At 72.9% G+C, this 24,464-nt stretch carries 24 protein-coding genes; 14 read left to right on the top strand and 10 right to left on the bottom strand.

The genetic code is table 11. The annotated features are described in order from the left end of the window. Nucleotides 1–34: 34 nt before the first annotated feature. Genes selD through QI554_RS33490 form a run of 4 tightly spaced genes read left to right on the top strand, consistent with a single transcriptional unit; the run spans nucleotide 35 to nucleotide 5,089 of the window. The gene (gene selD / locus QI554_RS33505; RefSeq protein ID WP_281475545.1) at nucleotides 35–1,102 is read left to right on the top strand and encodes a selenide, water dikinase SelD; all 1,068 of its coding nucleotides are present in this window, start codon (nucleotides 35–37) and stop codon (nucleotides 1,100–1,102) included. Beyond that, complete coding sequence (selA, locus tag QI554_RS33500) at nucleotides 1,099–2,448, top strand: L-seryl-tRNA(Sec) selenium transferase (protein ID WP_281475544.1); 1,350 nt, start codon at nucleotides 1,099–1,101, stop codon at nucleotides 2,446–2,448. The genes selD and selA overlap by 4 nt, the downstream gene beginning before the upstream one ends. Continuing rightward, a complete protein-coding gene (selB, locus tag QI554_RS33495; RefSeq protein ID WP_281475543.1) occupies nucleotides 2,405–4,336 on the top strand; it encodes a selenocysteine-specific translation elongation factor in 1,932 nt (643 codons plus the stop codon). Before selA ends, selB begins: the two co-directional genes overlap by 44 nt. A 39-nt stretch (nucleotides 4,337–4,375) precedes the next feature. Then, nucleotides 4,376–5,089 carry an HAD family hydrolase gene (locus tag QI554_RS33490; protein ID WP_281475541.1) on the top strand — a complete coding sequence of 238 codons (714 nt, stop codon included), beginning with the start codon at nucleotides 4,376–4,378 and terminating at the stop codon, nucleotides 5,087–5,089. A 6-nt stretch (nucleotides 5,090–5,095) separates the two neighbouring features. Here QI554_RS33490 and QI554_RS33485 read toward each other — a convergent pair whose 3' ends face one another. Next, nucleotides 5,096–6,682, bottom strand: coding sequence for a TROVE domain-containing protein (locus QI554_RS33485; protein ID WP_281475539.1), 1,587 nt, complete (start codon nucleotides 6,680–6,682; stop codon nucleotides 5,096–5,098). 421 nt (nucleotides 6,683–7,103) lie between these two features. Here QI554_RS33485 and QI554_RS33480 point away from each other — a divergent pair, with 421 nt between their 5' ends. After that, a complete protein-coding gene (locus QI554_RS33480) occupies nucleotides 7,104–8,297 on the top strand; it encodes a cytochrome P450 family protein (RefSeq protein WP_281475537.1) in 1,194 nt (397 codons plus the stop codon). A 185-nt stretch (nucleotides 8,298–8,482) separates the two neighbouring features. On the opposite strand, the gene QI554_RS33475 is transcribed toward QI554_RS33480, so the two are convergent. After that, a complete protein-coding gene (locus QI554_RS33475; RefSeq protein ID WP_281475536.1) occupies nucleotides 8,483–9,175 on the bottom strand; it encodes a Clp protease N-terminal domain-containing protein in 693 nt (230 codons plus the stop codon). A gap of 139 nt (nucleotides 9,176–9,314) precedes the next feature. Here QI554_RS33475 and QI554_RS33470 point away from each other — a divergent pair, with 139 nt between their 5' ends. Then, nucleotides 9,315–10,811 carry an MFS transporter gene (locus QI554_RS33470; protein ID WP_281475534.1) on the top strand — a complete coding sequence of 499 codons (1,497 nt, stop codon included), beginning with the start codon at nucleotides 9,315–9,317 and terminating at the stop codon, nucleotides 10,809–10,811. Beyond that, nucleotides 10,795–11,355 carry a TetR/AcrR family transcriptional regulator gene (locus QI554_RS33465; protein WP_281475532.1) on the top strand — a complete coding sequence of 187 codons (561 nt, stop codon included), beginning with the start codon at nucleotides 10,795–10,797 and terminating at the stop codon, nucleotides 11,353–11,355. Before QI554_RS33470 ends, QI554_RS33465 begins: the two co-directional genes overlap by 17 nt. A 208-nt stretch (nucleotides 11,356–11,563) precedes the next feature. Here QI554_RS33465 and QI554_RS33460 read toward each other — a convergent pair whose 3' ends face one another. Beyond that, a complete protein-coding gene (locus tag QI554_RS33460) occupies nucleotides 11,564–12,088 on the bottom strand; it encodes a PadR family transcriptional regulator (RefSeq protein WP_281475531.1) in 525 nt (174 codons plus the stop codon). A 122-nt stretch (nucleotides 12,089–12,210) separates the two neighbouring features. Here QI554_RS33460 and QI554_RS33455 point away from each other — a divergent pair, with 122 nt between their 5' ends. Beyond that, nucleotides 12,211–13,020 (top strand): alpha/beta fold hydrolase, encoded by an 810-nt coding sequence (locus QI554_RS33455; RefSeq protein ID WP_281475530.1) that lies wholly within the window; start codon nucleotides 12,211–12,213, stop codon nucleotides 13,018–13,020. Nucleotides 13,021–13,167: 147 nt separating this feature from the next. After that, a complete protein-coding gene (locus tag QI554_RS33450) occupies nucleotides 13,168–13,707 on the top strand; it encodes a hypothetical protein (protein WP_281475529.1) in 540 nt (179 codons plus the stop codon). Nucleotides 13,708–13,758: 51 nt separating this feature from the next. Here QI554_RS33450 and QI554_RS33445 read toward each other — a convergent pair whose 3' ends face one another. Beyond that, entirely contained in the window at nucleotides 13,759–14,760 is a 1,002-nt protein-coding gene (locus QI554_RS33445) for a sigma-70 family RNA polymerase sigma factor (protein ID WP_281475528.1), read from the bottom strand. Nucleotides 14,761–14,921: 161 nt separating this feature from the next. Here QI554_RS33445 and QI554_RS33440 point away from each other — a divergent pair, with 161 nt between their 5' ends. Beyond that, nucleotides 14,922–15,707, top strand: a complete 786-nt coding sequence (locus QI554_RS33440; protein WP_281475526.1) for an SDR family NAD(P)-dependent oxidoreductase — start codon at nucleotides 14,922–14,924, stop codon at nucleotides 15,705–15,707. A gap of 56 nt (nucleotides 15,708–15,763) precedes the next feature. Here the strand turns inward: QI554_RS33440 and mgrA are convergent, their stop codons facing one another. The 4 genes from mgrA to QI554_RS33420 form a co-directional block, all read right to left on the bottom strand. Then, nucleotides 15,764–16,765 carry an L-glyceraldehyde 3-phosphate reductase gene (gene mgrA / locus QI554_RS33435; protein WP_281475524.1) on the bottom strand — a complete coding sequence of 334 codons (1,002 nt, stop codon included), beginning with the start codon at nucleotides 16,763–16,765 and terminating at the stop codon, nucleotides 15,764–15,766. Between the two features lie 94 nt (nucleotides 16,766–16,859). Next, on the bottom strand, nucleotides 16,860–17,801 hold the full coding sequence (locus QI554_RS33430) for a glutamate ABC transporter substrate-binding protein (protein WP_281475523.1): 942 nt from the start codon (nucleotides 17,799–17,801) through the stop codon (nucleotides 16,860–16,862). Nucleotides 17,802–17,810: 9 nt separating this feature from the next. Beyond that, a complete protein-coding gene (locus QI554_RS33425; protein WP_281475520.1) occupies nucleotides 17,811–19,190 on the bottom strand; it encodes a hypothetical protein in 1,380 nt (459 codons plus the stop codon). Nucleotides 19,191–19,308: 118 nt separating this feature from the next. After that, complete coding sequence (locus QI554_RS33420) at nucleotides 19,309–19,743, bottom strand: hypothetical protein (protein WP_281475519.1); 435 nt, start codon at nucleotides 19,741–19,743, stop codon at nucleotides 19,309–19,311. A gap of 174 nt (nucleotides 19,744–19,917) precedes the next feature. Between QI554_RS33420 and QI554_RS33415 the strand changes: the two genes are divergently transcribed. Beyond that, the gene (locus tag QI554_RS33415) at nucleotides 19,918–20,481 is read left to right on the top strand and encodes a hypothetical protein (protein ID WP_281475516.1); all 564 of its coding nucleotides are present in this window, start codon (nucleotides 19,918–19,920) and stop codon (nucleotides 20,479–20,481) included. 37 nt (nucleotides 20,482–20,518) lie between these two features. On the opposite strand, the gene QI554_RS33410 is transcribed toward QI554_RS33415, so the two are convergent. After that, a complete protein-coding gene (locus QI554_RS33410; protein WP_281475514.1) occupies nucleotides 20,519–21,373 on the bottom strand; it encodes a MurR/RpiR family transcriptional regulator in 855 nt (284 codons plus the stop codon). A 50-nt stretch (nucleotides 21,374–21,423) separates the two neighbouring features. Between QI554_RS33410 and QI554_RS33405 the strand changes: the two genes are divergently transcribed. Then, on the top strand, nucleotides 21,424–22,290 hold the full coding sequence (locus QI554_RS33405; protein ID WP_425528100.1) for an EamA family transporter: 867 nt from the start codon (nucleotides 21,424–21,426) through the stop codon (nucleotides 22,288–22,290). Nucleotides 22,291–22,417: 127 nt separating this feature from the next. Continuing rightward, complete coding sequence (locus QI554_RS33400; protein WP_281475512.1) at nucleotides 22,418–23,329, top strand: class I SAM-dependent methyltransferase; 912 nt, start codon at nucleotides 22,418–22,420, stop codon at nucleotides 23,327–23,329. A 75-nt stretch (nucleotides 23,330–23,404) separates the two neighbouring features. On the opposite strand, the gene QI554_RS33395 is transcribed toward QI554_RS33400, so the two are convergent. Further along, the gene (locus QI554_RS33395) at nucleotides 23,405–23,662 is read right to left on the bottom strand and encodes a hypothetical protein (RefSeq protein WP_281475510.1); all 258 of its coding nucleotides are present in this window, start codon (nucleotides 23,660–23,662) and stop codon (nucleotides 23,405–23,407) included. 242 nt (nucleotides 23,663–23,904) lie between these two features. Between QI554_RS33395 and QI554_RS33390 the strand changes: the two genes are divergently transcribed. After that, nucleotides 23,905–24,318 (top strand): MerR family transcriptional regulator, encoded by a 414-nt coding sequence (locus QI554_RS33390; protein WP_281475508.1) that lies wholly within the window; start codon nucleotides 23,905–23,907, stop codon nucleotides 24,316–24,318. Nucleotides 24,319–24,464 lie beyond the last annotated feature (146 nt).

Here is a 24,464-nt window from a genome sequence, read left to right as displayed (position 1 = left end):
CGCAGTCGATCACCGATACGGAGCAGCGCAGCGTATGACGCATGTGGGAGACCCGCAGACCGCCGCCGAACAGGCCGACGAGGCACGCCGACCGGCCTCGGCGCCGACCTCCCGGCTGACGCAGTACGCGCGCGGCGGCGGCTGCGCCTGCAAGATCCCTCCGGGCGAACTCGAGGCGGTCGTCGCGTCGTTGCCCGGCGCTTCCGGAACTCCCCTGGCATCGAACGGACTCGTCGTCGGGCTGGAGCACGGCGACGACGCGGCGGTGGTCCGGATCGAGGGCGGACGGGCCGTCGTGCTCACCACGGACTTCTTCACCCCGGTCGTCGACGACCCCTACGACTGGGGCCGCATCGCCGCCGCCAACGCCCTCTCGGACGTGTACGCGATGGGCGGCACGCCGCTCGTCGCCGTCAACCTGCTGGCCTGGCCGCGCGACCTGCTGCCGCTCGAACTGGCCCGCGAGGTGCTGCGCGGCGGCCTCGACGTCACCTCGGCGGCGGGCTGCCACCTGGCCGGAGGGCACAGCGTCGACGACGCCGAACCCAAGTACGGGCTCGCGGTCACCGGCATCGCCGACCCGGAACGCCTGCTGCGCAACGACCGCGGCCGGGCGGGAGTGCCGCTGTCGCTGACGAAGCCGCTGGGCATCGGGGTGCTGAACACCCGTCACAAAGCCACCGGCGAGGCGTTCCCCGCCGCCGTCGAGGCCATGACGGCGCTCAACGCCGACGCCTCGCGCGCGGCACTGGCCGCAGGGGCCGAGTGCGCGACCGACGTCACGGGCTTCGGGCTGCTCGGCCACCTCTACAAGCTGGCCCGCGCCAGCGGCGTCACCGCGGTCGTGGACGCGGCGGCCGTGCCGTACCTCGACGGCGCGCGCGAGGCGGTGCGGGCCGGGCACGTGAGCGGCGGCACGCGGCGCAACCTGGCCTGGGTGGAGCCGCACACCGCATGGGGGCCGCACGTGGGGGAGGAGGACCGTCTGCTGCTGGCCGACGCACAGACGTCGGGCGGGCTCCTGGTCGCGGGCGAGGTGCCGGGGGCGCCGGTGATCGGCGAACTCGTCGCGCGGGGCGAGCGGACGCTGGTGGTGCGGTGACCGCGGACGAACGCGCCGCCGCCGACCCGCGGCGTGCCATCCCGCGCACCGACATCCTTCTCTCGCACCCGCAACTGCACGCCGCTGAGGCGCGGCTCGGCCGCGACGTCGTCAAGGCCGCCGTCCGCGAGGCGCAGCAGCGCGCCCGGGACGGGCACATCGCACCGGAGGCCGTCCCGGACACCGTCCGGGCCCTGCTGGGCACGGGGCACGAGGGTGTGTCGGACCCGCCCGTCGGCCTCACCCCGGTGGTCAACGCGACCGGTGTCGTCCTGCACACCAACCTCGGTCGCGCCCCGCTGGCGCGCCAGGCCGTCGACGCGGTGGCGCTGGCCGCCGGGTATGTGGACGTGGAGTTCGACACCGCGACCGGCGGCCGCGCCCGGCGCGGCCGCGGCGCGCTCGACCTGCTCGCCCGCAAGGTGCCCGCCGCCGGGGCCGTGCACGTCGTCAACAACGGCGCGGCCGCGCTCGTGCTGGCCGCCACCGCGCTTGCCTCGGGCCGCGAGATCATCGTCAGCCGGGGCGAACTCGTCGAGATCGGCGACGGGTTCCGCATCCCTGACCTCCTTGCGAGCACCGGCGCGCGGCTGCGCGAGGTCGGCACCACCAACCGCACCCACCTGCGCGACTACGCGGACGCGATCGGCCCCGACACCGGGTTCATCCTCAAGATCCACCCGTCGAACTTCCGCATCGAGGGCTTCACGCGCGACGTCCCGGTGCGCGAACTCGCCGCGTTGGACGCCCTCGTCGTCGCCGACATCGGGTCCGGACTGCTCGCCCCCGACCCGCTCCTGGCCGACGAGCCCGACGCCGCCACCTGGCTCACCGCCGGCGCCGACCTCGTCACCGCCAGCGGCGACAAACTCCTCGGCGGGCCCCAGGCCGGACTCCTGCTGGGGGAGCGGGAGTTGGTGGAAGGCTTGCGGCGCCACCCGCTCGCGCGCGCACTGCGCGTCGACAAGCTCACCCTGGCCGCGCTGGAGGCCACGTTGGCGGTGCCCGCCACCCCCACACACGCCGCACTGCACGCCGACGCCGGGCTGCTGGAGGCACGCGCCCGGGCGCTTGCGGCGCGGCTGGCGGTGGACGGGATCGACGCGGAGGCCGCTTCAAGCGACGGTGCGGTCGGCGGGGGAGGCGCGCCCGGCGTGGTGCTGCCCGGCTGGGCGGTACGGGTGCCCGAGGCGTACGCCGAACCGCTGCGCACCGGACGGCCGTGCGTGGTGGGCCGGGTCGAACGCGGCCGGTGCGTCCTGGACCTGCGGTGTGTGCCGCCGCACGACGACGACCTGCTGTATGACGCCGTGCACGTGGTGGCGCGGGCACTGGGCGCGGCCTGACATGCACGTCATCGCGACCGCCGGGCACGTGGACCACGGCAAGTCGACGCTGCTGCGCGCCCTGACCGGCATGGAGCCGGACCGCTGGGCGGAGGAACGGCGGCGCGGCATGACCATCGACCTCGGGTACGTGTGGACGACGCTGCCGTCGGGCGCAGTCGCGGCCTTCGTGGACGTCCCGGGACACCAGCGGTTCTTCGGCAACGCCCTGGCCGGGTTCGGGCCCGTCCCGGCCGTGCTGCTCGTGGTCGCGGCGGACGAGGGCTGGTGCCGGCAGACGAGCGAACACGTCGCGGCGCTAAGGGCATTGGACGTACGGCACGGCGTCGTGGCGATCACCCGATCCGACCTCGGGGACGCCGAACTGGCCTCGGAGGAAGCCGCGTTGCATCTGGCCGGCACGCCGCTCGCGGACGCGGAGCACGTGGCGGTCAGCGGCGTGACCGGGGAAGGACTGCCGGAACTGCGCGACGCCCTGGACCGGCTGGCGCGACGGCTGCCCGCGCCGGACCTCGTTCGGCCCGCCCGGCTGTGGGTGGACCGGGTGTTCACCGTCCGCGGCGCCGGGACTGTGGTCACCGGAACCCTGGGCGGCGGGACGCTCGCGGCCGGGGACGAGCTGGTGCTTGTGCCCTCCGGGCGACCGGTCGGGATCCGCGGCCTCGAGTCGCTCAAGACGACCGTGGACCGCGCCGACGCGGTGGCCCGGGTCGCGGTCAACCTGCGGGGTGTCGGCAGGGACGAAGTCCGGCGCGGGGATGCCCTGATCGCGCCGGGAGGATGGCACAGCACCGCCGAACTCGACGTACGACTCCACGACCTTCGGCCGACGGACGAGGCGCGAAGGCGCGCGCTGCCCGAGCAGTTGACCCTGCACATCGGATCGGCGGCGGTGCCCGTGCGCACCCGGACGCTCGGCGGCTCGGACACGGCACGCCTGACCCTGGCCACCCCGCTGCCGGTCGCCCACGGGGAACGCGTGGCGTTGCACGACCCGGGACGGCGAAGCGTCGTCGCGGGGGCAGACGTCATCGACGCCGCCCCGCCGAGACTGAGCGGCCGCAGGGCACGGGCCGCGCGGGCTCTCGTGTTGGAGGGGGTGGCGCGGCGGCCCGATCCAGCGGGTGAGGTCGTGCGGCGGGGCGCGGTACGTCGCGAACTCCTCCTGGCCCTGGACATTTTGAGTGCGGACGATGCCGATCCTGCGACGGTGGTGTCAGCGGCCGGATGGCTCGTCGACCCGGCGCGATGGGATGCGTGGCGCGAGGCCCTGCTCGCTGCCGTGGACACCCGCGCCGCCGCCCATCCGCTCGCCCCGGGGCTGCCCGGCGAGGCGGCGGCACGCGACCTCGGGCTGCCCGACGTGAAGCTGCTCGACGCCTTGGTGGCCGAGACGCGTCTGGTCTCGGACGGGTGGGGGGTCCACCGTCCCGGCGTGGCGGCCACGCTGCCCGAGCGAGCGGAGCGCGCCCTGCGGCAGGTCGAAGCCGCCCTGCGGGCAACGCCGTTCACGGCACCGTCGGCTGCGGAGCTGGACGCGGCCGGGCTGACAACGCGTGAGCTCTCCGTCGCCGTGGCGGCGGGGCGGTTGCTCAGAGTGGGCGGCGACGTCTACCTGCTGCCGTCCGCCGCGGAGCTCGCGGCCGCGGAACTCTCCCTCCTGGCCGAACCCTTCACCCTGAGCCAGGCCCGCGAGGCGCTGGGCACGACACGTCGGGTGGCCGTGCCCCTGATGGAACACCTCGACCGGGTCGGCGTGACCCGCAGGGTGTCACCGGAGCTGCGGGTGCTCAGGGCGGTTCAGGCTCGCCGACGGCCGGGCCCGGGTGATCATGGAGGAGGCGGGCTGAGGCAGGATCGTCGTGGCGGTCCCGAACCGCCTCGCTGACCGTTCGACCTCCCGCACAGCCCCGAAGGGACAGACCTGATGCCGATCCGTGGTGTGTTGTTCGACGTGGACGACACCCTCTTCGACTACACCGGCTCGGACCGGGTCGGTGTTATTGCCCATCTGCGGGCGGAGGGGTTGATCGACGCGTTCCCCGAGCCGGCCGCGGCGTTCGACCTGTGGCATCGGATCATGGTGGAGGAGTACACGCGCTTCCTGAACGGCGAGCTCACCTTCGCGCAGCAACAGCGCGAGCGCGCCCGGAGGTTCCTCGCCCACGCCGGGCCGTCGGAGGTCTCGGACGACGAGGCCGCCGCATGGTTCGGCCGCTACACCGTCCTCCGCAACGCCAACTGGGCGGCGTTCCCCGACGCCGAGCCCGTGCTCCGCAAGCTCGCCCCGGACTACCGCCTCGGCATCGTGTCCAACTCCTCGGCCGACCACCAGCGCCACAAGCTCGACGTCATCGGCCTGCTGCCCTACGTCGCCGACGCGCTGGTCTGCTCGGAGCAGCACGGCGCGGCGAAGCCCGCGGCGAGTATCTTCGCCGCGGGCTGCCGCGCTCTCGGACTCCCGCCCCACGAAGTGGCGTACGTCGGGGACAAGTACGACCTCGACGCCGTCGGCGCCCGTGAGGCGGGGCTGCGCGCCTACTGGCTCGACCGCGGGCGTACCGCTTCCGCCACGACGGTCGAGCCGGGCATCCGCGTCCTGCAGACGCTGGACGAACTGCCGGCCGCCCTCATCGACTAGGGCGCGCTACTCCCACGGCCAGCCGGCGTCCTTGCCCTGCACCAGGAGTTCCATCAGCGTGAACAGCTTGTCGCTGAACCCGCCGATCTCGTAGCGGTTCGGGGTGCCGCTCGCGATCACGGTCGGGGCGTAGCCGGTCGTGTTCACGCCGAACATGGGCACGTCGGCCGGGATGGCCTCGGACACCGTCAGTTCGCTGTCGCCCGCCCAGCGGAACGCCTGCATGTCCGAGATCAGGACCACGCGGTCGTGCCCGTTGTACGTGGCCTTCAGCGCCGCGACCGTCTCCGTCCCGTGGCCGACTTCGCCGACGCGCGCGCAGAACCGGTCGATGTCGGCCAGCGCGGAGCCCCATTTGCGCAGCGGTTGCCTGAAGTGCCCGTTCGCGAAGCCGACCAGGTCGACCTCCGCGCCGCGGTGGGCCAGGGCGACGCCGAACAGCGCGCCGATGTCGACGTGCCGCACCTGCGAGCGCTTCGACACGGTGCTGAGCATGCTGCCGGACGTGTCGACCAGGACCAGCGTCCGCCCGGGCAGCGCCGGGACGTTCGCCGTCGCCGCGGTCAGCGCCTTGTCGAGCGCGTGGCCCCACCGCTGCGTCGGCGCCGCGCGGTGCGCGGACAGGAAGCGGTACGGGAACAGCCGCGACGCGGCGATGGCCTCCGGGTCGCAGATGCGCGCCGCGATGGCCTCGGCCACGTCGTCCGGCAGCCGCGCCTGGTCGAAGTTCCGCACGTTGCGGATCAGCGCCATGATGCCCATCGACGGAGCGATGGACGTCCACAGCTTCGCCTTGTCGACCCGCGGGCCCGCGAGCGAGAGCACGTCCTCCCACGTCATGCCCGCCGCGCGCAGCGCCTCCGCGTCGAGCAGCACCTCCGGGTCGGCCTCGGCCGCCTCGCGCAGCGCGCGGTTGGCCGCGATCGTGCGCAGGCGCTCGGGCACCGTCTCGTCCCGCTTGTGCCGCCGGTCGATGGCGTGCTTGAACAGCTCGCCCTGCCACGGCTTGTCGTCGGCCGGGGAGGCGTGCGTCAGCTCCAGGACGTCGGCGAACCGGAAGCCCTTGCTGTCGGTGTCGTACTTGAGCAGCGACCGCTCGCTGTAGAGCCGCGCCGCCGCGTCGGCGACACCGCGCTTGACCGGCTTCGGGATCTTCCGGCCGTGCCGTGCCGTCCAGTACGCGAGCATCTCGCCCGGCTCGTCGGGGCGCTTCAGCGCCGCGCCGATGATCTGCCGGTTGAAGCCGTTCAGCGTGCGGGCCGTCAGCCGCGCGTGCACGGCCTCGGCCGCGGCGACCAGGCTCGCCGAGCGCATGCCGGCGGCGTCCCGCAGCCAGCCGACGAAGCCGAGCATCCAGTAGCCGTCCTCGACGGCGACGGTGTGCACGAGGTCGTTGAAGCGCTGGTCGCGGGCGGTGGCCGACTCGTAGAAGGTGTCCTCGCCGACCATGTTGGTCAGCGCGAACAGCAGCAGCTCACCGCGCGGTTCGCGCAGGTAGGCAGGCCCGCCCTCGTACGTTCGGGCGGTGTCGGACGTGGTCCGCACCGGGCCGGTCGGAACGGCCCGCGCGGCGCGGGTGTTGAACTTGGACATGCGGAAATCCCCCCGTGGGAAAGGCTGCGGAGGGGAGGATCGGAGGGTGTGGAGGGCGCCCGAGATCAAAGCGGCTTCGGTAATTATCGTGCTCTACCAAGCTGAGCTACCGCCGGCCCGAAGGCCGGCGAGCGGGATTTGAACCCGCGACAGCGATATCCAATGAAGTAACCGATGCCTGCGCACCGGACACCCACCACACCCGTCCTCCCGAGATCGAAATACGCCCGGTATCGGATTCTTGAGGAAAGAAGTAACCGGGACGTGGCGCACCGGGAGGTGCGTTCACAGTCGGCCGAAGCGCCTTCGCGGGTGGGCCCCGCGTGCTCTTCGCGCCGTGCTCTGCACCGATCTTGCGTCACCGTCACGTGCCGTGTCCAGCTCATTAGCGGTGCGTCCGCACCGATGGCATGATCGCCGGATGAGCGACATGGCGACGGCGTACGCAGAGGACCCGCACGGCATCGGCGCCCGGCTGCGCGAAGCCGGGCCCGTGCACCAGGTGGCGATGCCGGACGGCACCTCGGTGTGGCTGGTCACCCGCTACGCCGACGTACACGCGGCGCTCGCGGACCCGCGCCTGTCGCTGTCCAAGCGCAACGCCAAGCCCGGTGGCTACCAGGGCTTTTCGCTGCCGCCCGCGCTCGACGCGAACCTGCTCAACCTCGATCCGCCGGACCACACCCGGCTGCGGCGTCTCGCAGGGCCGGCGTTCACGGCCCGCCGCGTCGCCGAACTGCGGCCCCGGTTGGAGGCCGCGGCGCAGCGGCTCGCCGACGGCCTGGCGGCGGACCTCGAGGCGGCGGGCGAGGCGGACCTGGTGGCCGGCTTCGCGACGCCGTACGCGGTGCTCGCCATCTCCGAACTGCTGGGCGTGCCCGAGGAGTCGAGGGTCCGCTTCCGCGACTGGACGGCGGGGTTGCTGGGTGCGGGCGCGACCCGTGAGGGCATGGCGGCGGTCGTCCGCGAGATGTACGCGTTCTTCACCGCTCTGGTGGCGGAGAAGCGCGCCGACCCGGGCGTCGACCTGCTGTCGGCGCTGGTCGCCGCGCGGGACGCCGACGACCGGCTCAGCGAGGACGAGTTGACCTCGCTGGCGTTCCTGCTGCTGTTCGCGGGCTACGAGAACTCGGCGAACCTGATCGCGAGTTCGGCGCATGCGCTGCTGGCCGACCCGGCGGTGCGCGCGGCCGCGGCGGAGGGCGACGGGGCCGGGATCGCCGCACTCGTGGACGAGGTCGCCCGGCACGAGTCGCCCGCGCTGCTGGCGATCCGGCGCTTCCCGGTCGAGGACGTCGAGATCGGCGGAACGAAGATCCCGGCGGGCGACACCGTCATGCTGTCCCTGGCCACCGCCAACCGCGACCCGCGCCGTTTTGTCGCCCCCGACGTGGTCGACACCGCACGCGAGGACCTGCAGCGGCACCTCAGCTTCGGGCAGGGCATCCACTACTGCATCGGCGCCCCGCTCGCCCGGCTGGAGGCGGAGGTGGCGCTGGGAGTGCTGCTCGACCGCCTGCCGGGGCTGCGGCTGTCGGCGTCGCGTACGGCGGAGTGGCGTCCGTCGCTGCGGGTGCGCGGACTGGCCGTGCTGCCGGTGGTGTCGGGCGGGTAGCCGGGCGCCGACCTGGGTGGCCTCGCTCGCCCACGGCGACCCGGACGCGAGGGCCGCCGTCGCGGCGACCCGCACAAGGGCCGTCCCGCGACACGGCGACAGGGGCGGTCGGCCGTTCATCGTTGGGGCGCGGCACCTGATGCGTCATGCCTTTCGGGCTGGGCCGAACGCCGTGCGTCCAGCGGCTACTTGTCGCGCGCGGCGGATTGTTGGCTGGTCCCGGCCCTGACCGTCTCGTGCAGTTCGTCCGACGTGAAGCCGAGGTCGTGCAGGATCCGGGCCGCCACGCTCGCTTCGACGCGGATCAGGCCCAGCAGCATGTGTTCCGTGCCGACCCAGTCGTGGCCGAGGTCGGCCGATGCCCGGGACGCCTGTTCGATGGCCTCCTTGCTCTCCGGGCGGAACGCGATGTGGCCGCGCGGCGCCTTGGTCCCGGCCGGCTGCATCGCTTCCTCGATCGCGTCGCGGACGCGCTGCTCCGACCCGGTCTTCGCCGTCAGCACCTCGTACGCCAGGCCCCGCGTCTCACCGAGGAGGCCGAGCAGGATGTGCTCGGTGCCGATGGAGTCGTGCTTGTGCGTGCGGGCGGCCTCCTGCGCCAGCACGATGCAGTGCCGGTTCAGGTCGGTGAACCGCTCGAAGGCATGGCGTTGTTGGGCGGCCTGTTTGGACACTCCGATGGCGTTGCCGATCTCGCTCCAGGGCACGCCGGCCTGCCTGGCCTTGCCGACGTAGTGGTCGAGGAGCTGGTCGCCGAGGGCGGACAGGGTCTGGGCGCGCAGGTGCGCCTCGCTGATGCGGGCCAGGTCGCCGGCGTCGGGGAGTTCCTCGTCGATACGGGCGATCAGGTCGGCGAGGCTGATGTTGAGTGGGCTCATGCGTCAACCGTAGGTTGACGTCTTCTGCTCGTCAATCTGAAATTGACGATGCGGTGCCGTCCGGGATCAGCCTTGCGAGGTGAATGACTGTTCACCTACCGTTGGTGAACAGCCATTCACCTCGCTGAGGAGTACGCCCGTGCGCACAGCCGTGCCCGCGATTCGCAGCCGCGGGGTCGTCCCCGTGCTCGCGTTCGGCGGCATCGTCACGACGCTCGTGCAGACCGCGGTCGTCCCGCTGCTGCCCGAACTGCCGAGGCTGACCGGTTCGGCGCCCGTGGACGTCGGGTGGGTCGTCACGATCACGCTCCTCGCCGCGGCCGTCGCCACTCCGCTCCTCGGCCGCGCCGGTGACATGTACGGCAAGCGGCGCGTGCTGCTGCTGTCCCTCGCCGCGCTCACCCTCGGCTCGTTGCTGTGCGGGCTGACGTCCGACCTGGCGTGGCTCATCGTCGGGCGTGGTCTGCAGGGCGTCGGCGCCGCCGTCATACCGCTCGCGATCAGCATCCTGCGCGACCTGCTGCCGCCCGAACGCACGGGATCGGCCGTCGCTTTGATGAGCTCCACGGTCGGCATCGGCGCCGCGTTCGGCCTGCCGCTCGCGGCGCTGCTCGTGCAATACGCCGACTGGCACGCGATGTTCTGGGCGACGACCGGCCTCGGCGCGCTCGTGTTCGTCCTGGCCTGGCGCTTCGTCGACGAGGTGCCGGGGCGGTCGCCCGGCCGCTTCGACATACCCGGCGCCCTCGGGCTCGCCGCCGGGATGGTGTGCCTGCTGCTCGCCGTCTCGAAGGGCGGCGACTGGGGGTGGGCGGACACCCGCACGCTCGGCCTCGCCGGCGCGGGGCTCGTCGTCCTGGCGGCGTGGGGCCGCTACCAGTGGGGCGCGGCGCTGCCGCTCGTGGACCTGCGGCTGGCCGCGCGTCCGGCCGTCCTGCTGCCGCACGTCGCGGCGCTGCTGGCCGGGTTCGCGTTCTACGCCAACTCGCTGGTGACCGCGCAGCTCGTCCAGGCGCCGGAGGCCACCGGCTACGGGCTGGGCCTGTCCGTCGTCGCGGCCGGCCTGTGCCTGCTCCCGGCGGGCGTCATCATGACCCTGTGCGCACCCGTCTCCGCCCGGATCTCCGCCGCGCGCGGAGCGAAGGTGACACTGGCGATCGGGGCCGCGGTGATCGCGCTGGGCTACGTCGTCCGCATCGCCGACAGCCGCGAGCTGTGGGCGGTCATCGCGGGGGCGGCGGTGGTGTCCCTGGGCACCGCGCTCGCGTACTCGGCACTGCCGATGCTCGTCATGCGCGCCGTACCGATCGAGCAGACCGCGGCGGCGAACGGGCTCAACGTGCTGATGCGCACCATCGGCCAGGCGTTGTGCAGCGCGGCGGTCGCGTCCGTCCTCGCGTCCCACACGCGGGCGTTCGGCGAAGGCGTGACCGCGCCTACGCTCGACGGGTACCGCATCGCGTTCGTGCTGGCGGGCGCGGTGGCGCTGCTCGCTTGCGCGGCAGCCTGCTTCATCCCGCGCCACGCGCGGCAACCGCGTACCCCGGAGAGTGAGACCGTTGTCCGAAGCACATCTGACGCCGCCGAAGCCTCAGGAGTCGAGCGCGGCGCCCGCGCCGGTGAACCGTCCGCGTGACGCGGACGCCCGCCGCGCGGACATCCTCGCCGCGGCGCGGCGGGCCTTCGCCCGGCACGCGTACGCCGACACCACCATCGCGGCCATCGCGAGCGACGCCGGGGTCAGCCCGGCGCTGGTGATGAAGTACTTCGGCAGCAAGGAACACCTGTTCGCCCAGGTCTTCACCTTCGAAGAAGACGCCACCGCCCTCTTCGACGCCCCCCTCGACGGCCTCGCCCGCCACATGGTCCTCCACCTCCTCGCCACCCAGGTCGAACAGACCCGCGACCCGCTCCTCCGCATCGCCTTCTCCCGCCAACACGAAGAACAGGGCCGCGAAGCCCGCATCAACTTCCGCGCCCAGGTCGTCACCCGCCTAGCCGCCCGCCTCCCCGGCCCGGACGCCCCCCTCCGCGCCGAAATGGCCATCGGCGTCCTCCTCGGGCTCGGCGCCCTGTACGCGATGGTCCGCGCAAAGCACCTACGCGACATGACCCACGACGAGATCGCCGACCGGTACGTGCCCCTGATCCAGCCACTGCTGACAGGCACAGAGGCGTGACCTTCGCCGGTTGAGGGACCGCGCGGCGCCGCGCGAGGGTACGCCTGCGTGCCCGGGGCACGCGCGGCCCGGGGAGCGTCTGCTTCAACCTGCCGCGAAGATCGCTCTGCGCACAGTCGCTGGCCCAGGGCATCCGTTCATCGCGACAGCGCGGAAGAACATGGATCGAGGGCGGCCCGCAGGGCAATCCGGTTGAGCCCGTACGGCCCTATGCCTCCAGTTCGGCGATGGTTTCGCGGAGCCAGGTGCGGTCGGACTTGCTGGTGGCGCGGGCGAGGGTGAGCATGCCTCGGCGGAAGGGGTCGTCGAACTGTTCGGCGCGGAGGGGCTTGCCGTCGGCGTAGAAGAAGCTGGCGGGCTTGTCCATGAAGTCCAGGCGGCGGCGGAGGACCTGGGCCTGGGCGGTGCGGTCCTGGAGGTGGCCGAGGAAGGCCAGGAGGACGAAGAAGCTGTTGCGGTCGGTGATCTCGACGTCGGCGGGGTCCGCGAGGCGGCGGAGGAGTTCGGCGCGGCCGGTGTCGGTGAGGGTCAGGACGCGGCGGGGGGCGGCGCCGTGGCCCGGTTCGGTGTGGCGGGTCAGGTGGCCGGCCTTCTCCAGGCGGTCGAGTGCCGGGTAGAGCGCGCCGTCGCTGACCGGGCGGACGTGGCCGCTCAGGCCGGAGATGCGGGCGCGCAGGTCGTACGCGTGCAGGGGGCCTTCGTACAGGAACCCCAGGATGCTCAGCGTCAGCAACGTTCCTCCTCGTGCGTGGGAGAACGATAACTCGTGATCGAGCTAACTCTAAACGAGATAACTCTGTTAGAGTCAGCCGCGGCTGCCGCCCCACGCTCCCTGCTGACGACGAGGACACCTCCATGACCGCTACCGTCACCGCCCGCAACCTGGTCTCGCACGACGGCACCCGGCTCAGTTACGTCGACCTCGGCGGGCCCGGACGGCCCGTCCTCGCGCTGCACGGGGCGTACGGGCGCGGCCGCTCGCTGCTCGGCCTCGGCGCGGAACTGGGCCCCGCGTACCGGCTCGTCGCGTACGACCAGCGCGGCCACGGGCTGTCCGACCACCCCGACGAGTACACGCTCGACGGGCTCGTCGGGGACGCGGCGGCGGTGATTGAGGGGCTTGGGCTCGGCCCCACCGCCGTCATCGGGCACTCGCTGGGCGGTGCCGTCGCGTATCACCTCGCGGCGCGCCGGCCCGAGCTCGTCAGCGCGCTCGTCATCGCCGACCAGGCCGTCGACCTGCGGCCCCCGGCCGGAGGTATCCCCGACCCGCTGTCCGGACTACCGCGACGGTTCCCGAGCTTCGCCGCCCTCAGCCACGCGCTCGCGCCGTACGTCGGCGGCGACATCGGCCACTTCTACGAGAGCGCCGTCGAACACCCCGACGGGTGGGGCTTCCTGTGGCGCGCCGAGAACGTCTTCGCGGCCAGGCGGGCTACGCGCGGCGACTGGTGGTCCGCGTGGACCGCCTCGACCATGCCCGCGCTCCTCGTGCGCGGCGGCGACAGCGAAGCCGTCGAACCGCACCACGCGAAGGACATGGTCGCTCGGCGCGCCAACACCGGCCTCGTCGAGATCGGCGGCGCGGGACACGACTTCTACCTGACGCATACCGCTGAGTTCGCCGCGTTGGTCCGGGGGTTCCTCGACGAGCGGTTGGGGTGAGGGGCCGCGGCTCGGGTGGCCCTGGTTCTTCGGGATCAGGGCGCCGAGCAGCAGGTTTGCGCGCAGAGGGGCATCGTCTTCGGGCAGGATTCCGATCCGGTCCGCGCGGACGAGGTTCCGCGCCGCGAAGATCGTCACGATGGCAGGGTGCCCACCACCACGGATCCCGCCGCGTCCCGTCCCGCCGCCACGCCCGTCGCCCCGGCCCCGCACAGGGCGGTGTGGGCGGCGCACGTCACCACGATCGTGTCCCTGCCGGCGGGCCTGTGGCGGCTGTCGCTGATAGCCGGGTCGCACAGCGGCTATACGGATGCCGGCTACCACGACATGAACGCCCAGGGCTGGGGCGGCGCATGGATGCTCTTCCTGACCGTCGGCAGTGAAGTCCTCGCGCTGCTCACGCTCTCCCTCGTCCGGCCATGGGGCGAGGTCGTCCCCAGGTGGGTCCCGCGCATCGGCGGAAAGTACCTCGCCCCTCGGCGTGTCGCCCGTACGTGGACGGTCGTCGGGGTCGTGTTGGTCCTCCTGTGGGGGCAGTTCCTGCTCTGGTGGCTCATGCCGCACGACGACATGACGGACAGCGGGGCGTTCTGGGTCGGATTCGCGTACCTGCCAACGGTGTTGTGGGGGCCGCTGGTCCTGTTCATCGTGCGCGACTACCGGCGGAGGCACGGCCTGACGAAGTGACCGCGCGACGCCACTCAGGAGAGCGAGGGCATCCCCAAGGACGGACCCGGCTCAGCTCGGTAGCGACCGCGGCAACCCGAACCATGCCAGCGAACCGCTCTCGAACCTCGTCATCGCGCTGATCCGGTCGCCGCTCAGCCTCAGCACCAGCAGGCCGATGCCGTGCCGCACCCCGCCCGGGGTCCTCAGGTACGCGCCGAAGGCCGGCTGGCCGTTCGCCCGCGTCGGAACGAGGTCGAAGCGCCGTCCCGAGCCGAAGAGTTCGGCGCAGAAGGCGGCCGCCGCAACCCGGCCCTCGTACTCCAGCGGCATCGGCGGCATCGAGATGAACACGTCGTCGGTCAGCAGTTCGACGACCGCGTCCAGGTCCGCCGATTCGTACGCGCTGACGAAGCGCGCCACGATGGCCTCCTCGGCCGGGGACCCGGCGGCGGGGGCGGGCTCACCGTCGGTGTCGGGCCGGCGGCGGCGTTCGAGGCCCGCGCGGGCGCGGCGGAGGGCGCTGTTGACGGAGTCGAGGGAGGTGTCGAGCATGTCGGCCACCTCGTGGGCGTGGAAGCCGAGGACGTCGCGCAGGATCAACACGGCGAGCTGGCGCGGCGGGAGCAGTTGCAGCGCCGTCACGAAGGCCAGCGTCATCGACTCGGTCTGCTCGTAGCGCGCCTCTGGTCCGACCGGGACCGCGTCTGCGAGCAGGGCGTCCGGGTACGGCTCCAGCCACACGACCTCGCCGAGCCGCGTCGGCTCCGGCGGCTCGATGCCGGGGATGTCCCACTCCTTGGCCGCCCGCCGTCCCGCCGACCGACGGGCGTTGAGGCAGCGGTTGGTCGCGATCCGGTAGAGCCACGTCCGCAGCGACGCCCGCCCCTGGAACGAGCGGAGCCCCTGCCACGCCGCGAGCAGCGTCTCCTGGAGGACGTCCTCGGCGTCCTGGAACGACCCGAGCATCCGGTAGCAGTGCACCTGCAGCTCGTGCCAGTGCGGCTCGGTCAGCTTGCGGAACGCGTCGCCGTCGCCTGCGCGCGCCCGGGTGATCAGGTCCGTCGTCTCCACCGCGGCTCGGCCTCGCCTTCCGTCCGTTGACTCCTTGCCTGTACGGACACCGGCCGAGGCCCGAACTGGGCGGTCCTCGGCCGACCGTTTTCCCGGGACCGGGGTGTCTGCATGCACGGCGGTTCCGCGGTGGGGCCGTCGGGCGAGAAGGGGAAATCGAGATGTTCCTGCAGAACAAGGCCGCCGTCGTCTACGGCGCCGGGGGCGCGATCGGCGGTGCGGTGGCACGCGCGTTCGCCGCCGAGGGGGCGGACGTCTACCTCACCGGCCGTCGCCTCGGCCCCGTCGATGCGGTCGCCAAGGAGATCGCCGCGGCGGGCGGGTCGGCCGACGCCACCGAGGTCGACGCGCTCGACGAGGAGGCGATCGGGCGGCACCTGCGGTCGGTGGTCGAGCGGGCCGGCCGGGTCGACGTCTCCTTCAACGCGGTCGGCGTCCCGGGCCGCGGGCTCATCGGCACGCCGCTCGTGGAGCTGGACGCCGAGCGGTTCGACACGCCGATCGCGGAGTTCACCCGCTCGTACTTCCTCACCGCGACGGCCGCGGCCCGGCACATGCTCCCGAACCGGTCCGGCGTCATCATGACCGTCACCCCGCTGCTGTCGCGGGCCGGCACGCAGCTGAACGGCGGGTACGGCGCCGCTGCCGCCGCCAAGGAGGCGCTCACCCGCGACCTCTCCGCCGAACTCGGCCCGCAGGGCCTGCGCGTGGTCGGCCTGCGCCCGGCCGGCATCCCCGAGTCGAGCCTGATGCGGGAGGTCTTCGCGTCCAAGCCGTCCGACCTGGACTGGGAGCAGTTCCAGGGCTACCTGGCGGGTATGAACCACACCGGCCGCGTGATGGTCCTCGACGAGGTCGCCGGCGCCGCGGTGTTCGCGGCGTCGGACCGGGCGGGCGGGCTGACCGGCACCACGCTGAACCTGACCATGGGCACGCTGGACGATTGACGCTCGGACGGGCGCGGCCGGCAGGAACGAGTGCCGGCCGCGCCCGTCCCACGCCGTCAGGACTCGACCGTCCGCCCCGCCAGCAGCTTGTCGATCTCTGCCAGCTCGGCCTCGTCGAAGGCCAGGTTGTCGCGGGCGGCGAGGTTCTCCTCCAGCTGCGTCACGCTGCTCGCGCCGATCAGGGCCGACGTCATGCGCGGGTCGCGCAGCACCCACGCGAGCGCCATCTGCGCCAGCGTCTGCCCGCGCCCGGCGGCAAGGGCGTTCAGGGCGCGCAGCGTTTCGCGCAGGTCCTCCGTGACCCGGTCGGAGCCCAGCGAGTAGCCCTGCGTCGCACGCGAGCCCTCCGGGATGCCCTCCAGGTAGCGGCTCGTCAGCAGCCCCTGCGCGAGCGGCGAGAACGCGATGCACCCGACGCCTTCCGCACCCAGCACGTCCATCAGGTGCGGCTCCACCCAGCGGTCCAGCATCGAGTACGCCGGCTGGTGGATCAGCAGCGGTGTCCCCATCTCGCGCAGGATCCGCACCGCCTCGTGGGTCTGCTCCGCGTTGTACGAGGAGATGCCCACGTACAGCGCCTTGCCCTGCCGCACGGCGTGGTCCAGCGCGCCCATCGTCTCTTCGAGCGGCGTCTCCGGGTCGGGCCGGTGCGAGTAGAAGACGTCCACGTAGTCCAGGCCCATGCGCTTCAGGCTCTGGTCGAGGCTCGCCGTCAGGTACTTGCGCGAGCCGAGGTCGCCGTACGGGCCCGGCCACATGTCCCAGCCGGCCTTGGTCGAGATGACCAGCTCGTCGCGGAGCCCGGCGAAGTCCTCGCGCAGGATCCGGCCGAAGTTGGTCTCGGCGGAGCCGTACGGCTTGCCGTAGTTGTTGGCGAGGTCGAAGTGCGTGACGCCGAGGTCGAAGGCCCGCCGCAGGATGGCCCGCGACGTCGACAGCGGCTTCTCGTCGCCGAAGTTCTGCCACAGGCCGAGGGAGATCTCCGGCAGCCGGAGCCCGCTGCGCCCACAGCGCCGGTACACCATCCGGTCGTATCGGTCGTCGGCGAACCCGCTCATGCGCTCTCCTCGTCGTCGTGCCCCGCACCCCTATCTTGTCGGGTCGCGGGGCATCCGCGCCGAGGTGCCCGTGGCACGGCGCCACGGGCGGGCGTCACGGCAGGTACTGCCCGGGGTCTTCCATCGTCGGCCTGAGCCACTGGTCGTAGCTGGTCTGCCAGCCGCCGCTGGACCGGTAGTCCGCGATGACCTGGTTGACCCACGCGATCAGGTCGGTGTCGGCCTTGTTCATGCCGACGCCCATGTAGGCCGGGACGATCCGGGGCTTCTCGACGCGGACCCCCGGGTCCTGCGCGGCCTGTGCGTACGCGAGGACGGTGTCCGCGAGCGTCGTGTCGATCTTGCCGAGCTGCATGAGCACCAGGCAGTCGAGCTGGTTCTCCACGATGGTGACGGACGTGGCCGGGTACTTGCCGGTGGCCAGTTCGGTGGACGAGGACGACTTGTCGGCGGCGCACACCCGCTTCCCGACGAGCGCCTGGTCTATCGTGGCGGCCTCCGGCGCGCTGACCGGGACCACCGCGGACTGGCTGACGCGGAAGTACGGGACCGAGAACGAGATGTCCTTCAGCCGGTCGCAGGTGATCGTCATCGTGCGGACGATCATGTCGACCTCACCCGACTTGAGGGCGTCGATGCGGCGCGCGGTCGGCACGGCTTTGTACGTGATCTTGTTCGGGTCGCCGAGGACCGACGCGGCGATCGCGTGCGCGAGGTCGATGTCGAAGCCCTCGATCTTGCCGGTGCCCGGGTTCCGGTAGCCCCAGTGGTAGCTGTTCAGGTCGATGCCCACGACCAGGGTGCCGGCGGCGCGGATCTTCTGGATCTTCGCGCCGTTCACGTTCTTCGCGGGCGGCAGGCTGGACTTGGTGTCGCAGGTGTCGTCGGCCTGCGGCGCGGCGGCGACCCGGACCTCGGGGGGCGGCGCCTGCGAGACAGCGGGGGAGCCGTCGGCGTTCGCGACGGCGGCGACGAGGACGAGCGTCGCCGAGGCGGCGGCCGCCCGGCGGCCGAACCGGTTGATTCGCTGCAGCACTTCGGCCCCCTACCGGTATTCCGCCAGGCGGCGGTCGATTCCGCGGACCGCGCTCGCCGCGCCGAGCACGGCCAGCACGGCGACGCCGATGCCCAGGATGCGCAGGTCGCCGTCCACGCCGTGCACCGCGTCCGCGAACGCCTTGTCCTCGGCCGCCGCGGCCTGCGCGAGGCTGCCGTCCATCGCGGTGAACGCGGCGTCGGACGTGTCGGCGGCCGTGGCGCTGATGGTCAGCGCGAGCTGCGCGTCGTAGTCGGTGCCCTTCGCGGCGGCGGCGCCGTGGCGGGCCTTCCACTGCTCGAACTGGGCCACACCGGAGGCCATTTGCGTCCGTGCGGCGTCCGGGGCGGCACGCACCGCGTCGCGCAGCGTGCCCTTGGCCGGGTCGGCGGGCGCGAGGGTGTTCTGCTCCTCGTTCCAGCGCACGGTGTACTTCTCGCTGCCGCCGCGCGCCACCAGGTCCAGGTTCTCGGCGGCGTGCGCCTGCAACGCGTCGATGCGGGCCTGGCCGAGCAGGCGCAGCGGGTGCGCGCCGTCGTCGCGCCCCTTCGCCAGGGCGTCGCCCGCGGACACCGCGCCGACGGCGAGCCACAGCATGCCGACGAGCACCGCCGCCGACGCCGCCAGCAGCCCGATGTTGAACACCCGGGACGTACGCCGGAACAGCGCCAGCTGGCAGTAGCCGAGGGCCAGCAGCGTGACCGCGGCGAGCAGGACGGCCGTTGTCGGGAACGCCTCGGCCGCGGCGAAGTCGTCGTCCAGGCGCCGCTGCTGCGTGTCGACCAGGCGCTGGGCGTCGGCGAGCATGGTGTCCTGCATCTGCGCGGAGGCGTAGCGCAGGTACGCCCCGCCGAGCGGCAGGCGCTGCCGGGACAGTGCCCGCGCGGTCTCCACCTGGCCGGCGTACTGCGGGAGTTGCGTGTTCAGCGAGGCGATGAGCCGCTGCGCCTCGGCCGAACCGCCGCTGGACGTGGCGGACTCCGTCAACAGCCGCGCGGCGGTCGCCAGGTCGTCCTGGTACCGCTGACGTAGGGCGGGCGGCTCCTTGTCGCCGAGCAGGAACCCGCCGGCGGCCGTGGTGTCGGCGTCGGCGAGCGAGCGGTAGATCTCGGTGGCCCGGCGGCTGAGCGGTCCTGTGTCGCTCGCGAGCCGGTCGGCCGCGCTCGCCCGGTCGAACGCCTGCAACGCGGCCACCGCCGCGAACGTGACCATCAGCACGGCGAGTACGGCACTCGCGAGCCGCAGCCGCCCAGGCGTCGTCGCCACCGCGGCGCGCAGCCGACGCACCCTGCCGACGCCCGGGTCGGGCGCCGCCGGGGGCTCGGGCACGGGCCGCGCGGCCGGTGCCGTCCCCGTTGCCGAACTCCCCGGCGCTATCGCTGTCGCCACCGTCGCACCCCCGTACCCCCGTCCCGACGACCTTCGTGCTGGCAGCAGTATGGATGCCGCGACAGGTGATCTGGCCAGCGGGGATGCAAGATCGAGGGAACCCCCTCGGGTATGCCGCTCAGTCCGCGCGGTCCTCGGCCAGGCTCTCCCACGGGATGTCGCGCAGCAGGGCCTGCGTGCCCTCGGACGTCGGCAGCGCGGGCTCGGGCTGGAACCAGACCACCACGAGCCGGGAGTAGTCGAGTCCGGACTCGAGGTCCGTGTCGAGCGGTGCCGAGCTGAACCCGCCGACGCACCGCACCGACGGGAGCAGTTCGGCCGGTCCGCGGCGCGGGTTCGGCTCCCGGTCGAGCGGCGTGCGCACGGGCTCGACCAGGTGCACGGGGGTCCCGGGGAAGGCCTTTTCGGCGTACCGGACCGAGGACGCGACGATCTCGTCGTTCAGCCGTTTGAACGGACCGCCCTCGAGCACGCCGGCGTACGTCATGTCCACACGCAGGTCGGTGAGCTCGACGGACCGACCGGAGGCGAGGGCGATGTAGGCGAGTGGCATGCGGGGCACGGTAGTGGTGGAGCGTCTCCGGTGCCCGGCGTTTTGTGGATCTCTTTTCGGCCGCATCCGGGTGCGCGTGCGGTGCGCCGGTGAACTCGCCTGGCCTGCGGGGCGCGTGGTGGTGTCGGTGGCAACTGAGACGCTGGCCACATGGGTTTCTTCGAAGGTCTCGTCATGCCTGATCCGCCTCAGCGGCAGGTGCCGGACGAGATGGTGCTCAGCGCGTACGTCCCCGGCGGCGGCAAGGAGTTCGCGCCGACGGACTGGTTCGTCCCGGCGTACATAGACGACACCCGGCCGGTCGCCGCCGGGCCGGACGCACGCGTGTTCCTGACGGGCTGGCAGGTCTGGCCGTACTCCGTGACGTTGCGGTTGGCGGTGTTCCTGCGCCGTGTCCGCACAAGTCGGTTGTTCGACCACGTGGGCCCGGACTCGGCCGACGGGCTGCGCTGCGGCCTGCGGCTGTCCGACGGGCGGCGCGTCACCACCCTGGACGGCGAACAGCGCGGAGAAGCCGACCCGTTGACCCTGACCCTGAGCCCGCACACCGGCGGCGCCCACCACTACGACGTGGACCTGCACCTGTCCCAGCTGCCGACCGCAGGACCGCTGACGCTGGTGGTCGCATGGCCCGCCGAGGGCGTCCCGGAGACCGCCGTGGAACTGGACGCCACCGCGGTACGCGACGCCGCGGCCCGGGCGGTCGAGGTCTGGCCCGGTCTGCCGCGCACGGACTGACCCCGGACGCGGGCCGCCTTGCGGGCAAGCCGGCGTCTCAGTACGCGTGATCCGCGTTGACGTCCGCCGAGCGCCGCAGTGCCTGTTCGGCGGGTTCGCCGCGCAGCGCCAGCACGGTGAGCGCGAGGGCGTCCACGACGGCGAGGTGCGCGAGGCGGCTGGCGGTGGTCTCCAGGCCGAACACGGCGTCCTGGCCGCCCGCGACCAGGGTGTGCGTGGCCGTCTCGGTCAGCGGTGAACGGGCGTAGCTGGTGAGCGCGACGACCGACGCGCCGCCGGCGCGGGCCCGCCGGGCCGCGTCGACGACGCTGCGGGACGCGCCCGAGTGGCTGACCGCGAGGCACACCGCATCCGCGTTCAACCGCCCGGCGGCGAGCTGCGCCGTCATGGCGTCTGCGGGCGCGTCCACGAACAGCCCCAGCGCGCGCAGCCGGTACGCCGCGTCGGCCGCCACCGCGCCGGACAGGCCGATGCCGACGACGAGCACCTGCGACGCGGCGGCCAGCGCGTCGGCGGCGGCGCGCAGCCGTTCGGGCGGCGCGGTCACGGCCAGGCCGTCGAGGGCGGCCTTCGCCGCGCGCACGGTGTCGGCGAGCGCCCGCGCGGCCGGATCGGCGTCCGCGTCGGCGTCCGGCGCAGCGGCGGGCGCCATGCGGGCGGCCGCGATCTTGACCTCCTGGTATCCGCGGAAACCCAGCCGTTGGCAGGCGCGCACGACGGACGACGGTGCGGTGCCGGCGAGTTCCGCGACGTCGCTCACGCTCAGATGCAGCAGATCGGCGCCCTTGTCGAGGAGCACGCGGGCGACGCGGGCCTCGGTCTCGCGCAGTTCGGGCAGCCCGGCGCGGATCCGGGCGGCCAGCTCCTGACCCGCAGTGGAACCAGATTCCATGAATGCATAGTATCGCGGAACGGGATTCCGAGAGCGGAGGGGAGTACGGAATGCTTCCGGCGATCGGGGTGGGCGCCGTCGTCCCTGCGGCCGTGCTCGGCGCGGCCGTCATGCACGCGACGTGGAACGCGCTCGCGCACGGCATGAAGGACAAGCTCGTCGGCTTCACGCTGATGAACATCGCGTACACGGCTTGCTCGGCGGTCCTGGTCTGCCTGGTGCCGCTGCCGCACGCCGCGGCGTGGCCGTACATCGCGGCGTCGGCCGTGCTGCACGTGGCCTACCAGGCGCTGCTGCTGCGGGCGTACGAGCTGGGCGACTTCGGCCAGATGTACCCGATCGCGCGCGGCACCGCCCCGCTGCTCGTCGCGGTGGTGTCGGCGACCGTCCTCGCCGAGCCGCTCTCGCCGGGCACCGCAGCCGGGGTGCTGGTGGTCTCGTGCGGGCTGGTCGGGCTCGCTTTCGAGGACGGGCTTCCGCGCCGCGCCCAACTGCCCGCGCTCGGCGCGGCCGCGGGAACAGGCGTGGTGATCGCCGCGTACACCGTCGTCGACGGCACCGGCGGCCGCGAATCGGGAACCGTGGTCGGCTACCTGGCGTGGATGTTCCTGTGCCACGCACCGCTCCTGATCCTGTCCGCCCGGGCCCGGCGCGGGCGTGCGCTCGCGGGACAGCTGCGACCCGCGCTCGTCCCCGGCCTGGTGGGCGGCGTGCTGTCGCTCATCGCGTACGGCGTGGTGATCTGGGCGCAGACGCACGGCAACCTCGCCACCGTGGCGGCACTTCGCGAGACGAGCATCCTGTTCGCGGCCGTCATCGGGACGGTCGTCTTCCGCGAACGCCTCGGCTACCTCCGCCTGACCGCGGGCGCGGCGGTGCTGACCGGCGTCGCGGTGCTCGCGGTCGCCCACGCGTGACGACCCGCCGCGCGACGGCCGCCGCGCGCCGGGTCGTCAGGATCGCGCGGCTTCACGGCCGACTTGCCGGTGTTTTCCCGGCGTGCGCACTAGCGTGGTCGGGAGAGGGCGGCAGGAGGAGGTCGACATGGCGCCGGCGACGATGAACGGTCCGCGTACCCGGGTCGCACTCGACGGGGTGGCGGAGACGCTGCTGTGGACGCTCTACCACCGCGCGATGGAGGCGCGGCGGCCGGACGCGGTGCTCGACGACCCGATGGCCGTCGAACTGCTCGACGGCATCGACTATCCGTTCGAACGCCGGTTCGGCAAGGCCCACATGGGCAGCGCGCAGGGGCAGGCGCTGCGGGCGCGCACGTTCGACGAACGCATCCGCGCGTTCCTCGACGAGCACCCCGAGGCGACCGTCGTCGCACTCGGCGAAGGCCTCGAGACGCAGTTCTGGCGCGTCGACAACGGGCGGCTGACCTGGCTGTCCGTCGACCTGCCCGACATCGTCGAGCTGCGCCGCAAGCTGCTGCCGGCCGAACCGCGCGTGCGGCACGTCGCGTGCTCGGCGTTGGACGACCGGTGGATGGACGAGGTCGACGCGTCCCGCGGCGTCGTCGTCACCGCGCAGGGCCTGCTCATGTACCTCAAGCCCGCCGAGGTGCGGCTGCTGATCGCGCGGTGCGCGGAACGCTTCCCCGGCGGCGAACTGGTGCTGGACGCCGTGCCGCGGTGGTTCAGCGCGCAGACCGTCAAGGGCCGCATGAAGACCCGCGAGGGCTATGTCGCTCCGCCGATGCCGTGGGGGATGGACGCGTCGGAGCGCTGGAAGCTGCACGGCGCCCACCCGAACATCGTCGAGATCCGCGACCTCGCGCTCGCTCCCGGACGCGGGTTCTTCTACACGCGCGTCGCGCCGCACGCGCACCTGATCCCGGTGGTGCGGAACCGGCGGCCGTCGATCACGGTGGTGCGGTTCGGGCCGGGCGCGGCGACCGACACACCGAAGGCCGGTCCGGAGGCGGAGTCAGGGGTGGACGGGACGGACTGAGCGGGGCGGCGGAGGCGCCGTGGCGGTGCGGCGGGCGGGCCTGCATGGGTCGGGCGTGCGCCGGACGCGGCGCGGTCAGGCGAGGCCCATGGGCCCGTCCTCGGGGTTGCCGGTGCTGCGCCCGTGGACGCGCTCGTGCTCCTCGAGCAGACCCAGCAGCCGGGCGACCTCGTCGTGCGACGCGCCCTGTCGCTGCTCGGCGTAGTAGGCGGCACCGAGTTGCTTGTACAGGTCGCCCTGCGCGCGGTTCGCCTGGAACTCGTCGGCCTTGTGCTTGCCGGTGGCAACCGTCTCCTTGGCCTTTTCCATGGCCCGGTCGAGAAAACCGCTCATGACGTTGCCTTTCGTCGTAAAGGGTGCACCCGATCGACTGGTACCCGGAGATCACGAAACGCAACGTTCTGTTTATAGGATTTTGTCCGGCCCGAGACCCGGTGGGGTGGTCGCGGCGACGCGCGGCGTCGGGGCGCTTTCCGGCTCCGTCGGGGCGGGCCGGCAGGTCGTTGTGCGCGAAGTCCGGGACAGGGGAGGCGGATCGCTTCGACACGCGGGCCGGCCTGCGACTTAATGCCGACATGACGTCAACCGCCACGCCCGCGACGGCGACGGGGATCGGCGCGCTGGCCGCGCGGTTCGGGCTGGCCGCGCACGTGTTGCGCCACTGGGAGTCCGTAGGCCTGCTCACCCCCGACCGCGACCCGGCCGGCCGGCGCCGGTACGGCCCGGCCGAGGAACGCCGCGTCGCGGTCATTCTGCGCGCGAAAAAGGCGGGACTGGGGCTGGAGGCGATCCGCCTCCTGGTCGACGCCGAGGGGTCGACCGACCGCCGCGCGGTCCTCGAGGCCGAGGCCGACGCGCTGCGCGCCAGGATCGCGGCGGCGACGGCGGCGCTGGAGATCGTGGAGTGCGCGCTGGGCTGCGAGCGCGACGACGTGGCCGCGTGCCCGCACTTCAACCGGCTGGTGGCCGCCGACGCGGCGGAGTCATGACGAGTGCGCGCCCAGCCCGCTAGGCAGCGTTTTGAGGATCTTGTGACTGTCGTCCCGGTCGATCGTTGTGCTGGTCGTGGGTCGTGGTGATCTGACGCAGGCCGAATGGGACGTGCTGGCACCGCTGTTGCCAGCGACGGGTGGCT

The sequence above is a fragment of the Yinghuangia seranimata genome, assembly GCF_029953285.1.
Lineage (GTDB): Bacteria > Actinomycetota > Actinomycetes > Streptomycetales > Streptomycetaceae > Yinghuangia > Yinghuangia seranimata.
The sequence above is the reverse complement of the archived record's forward strand: the minus strand, read 5'-3'. Positions and strand labels throughout refer to the sequence as shown.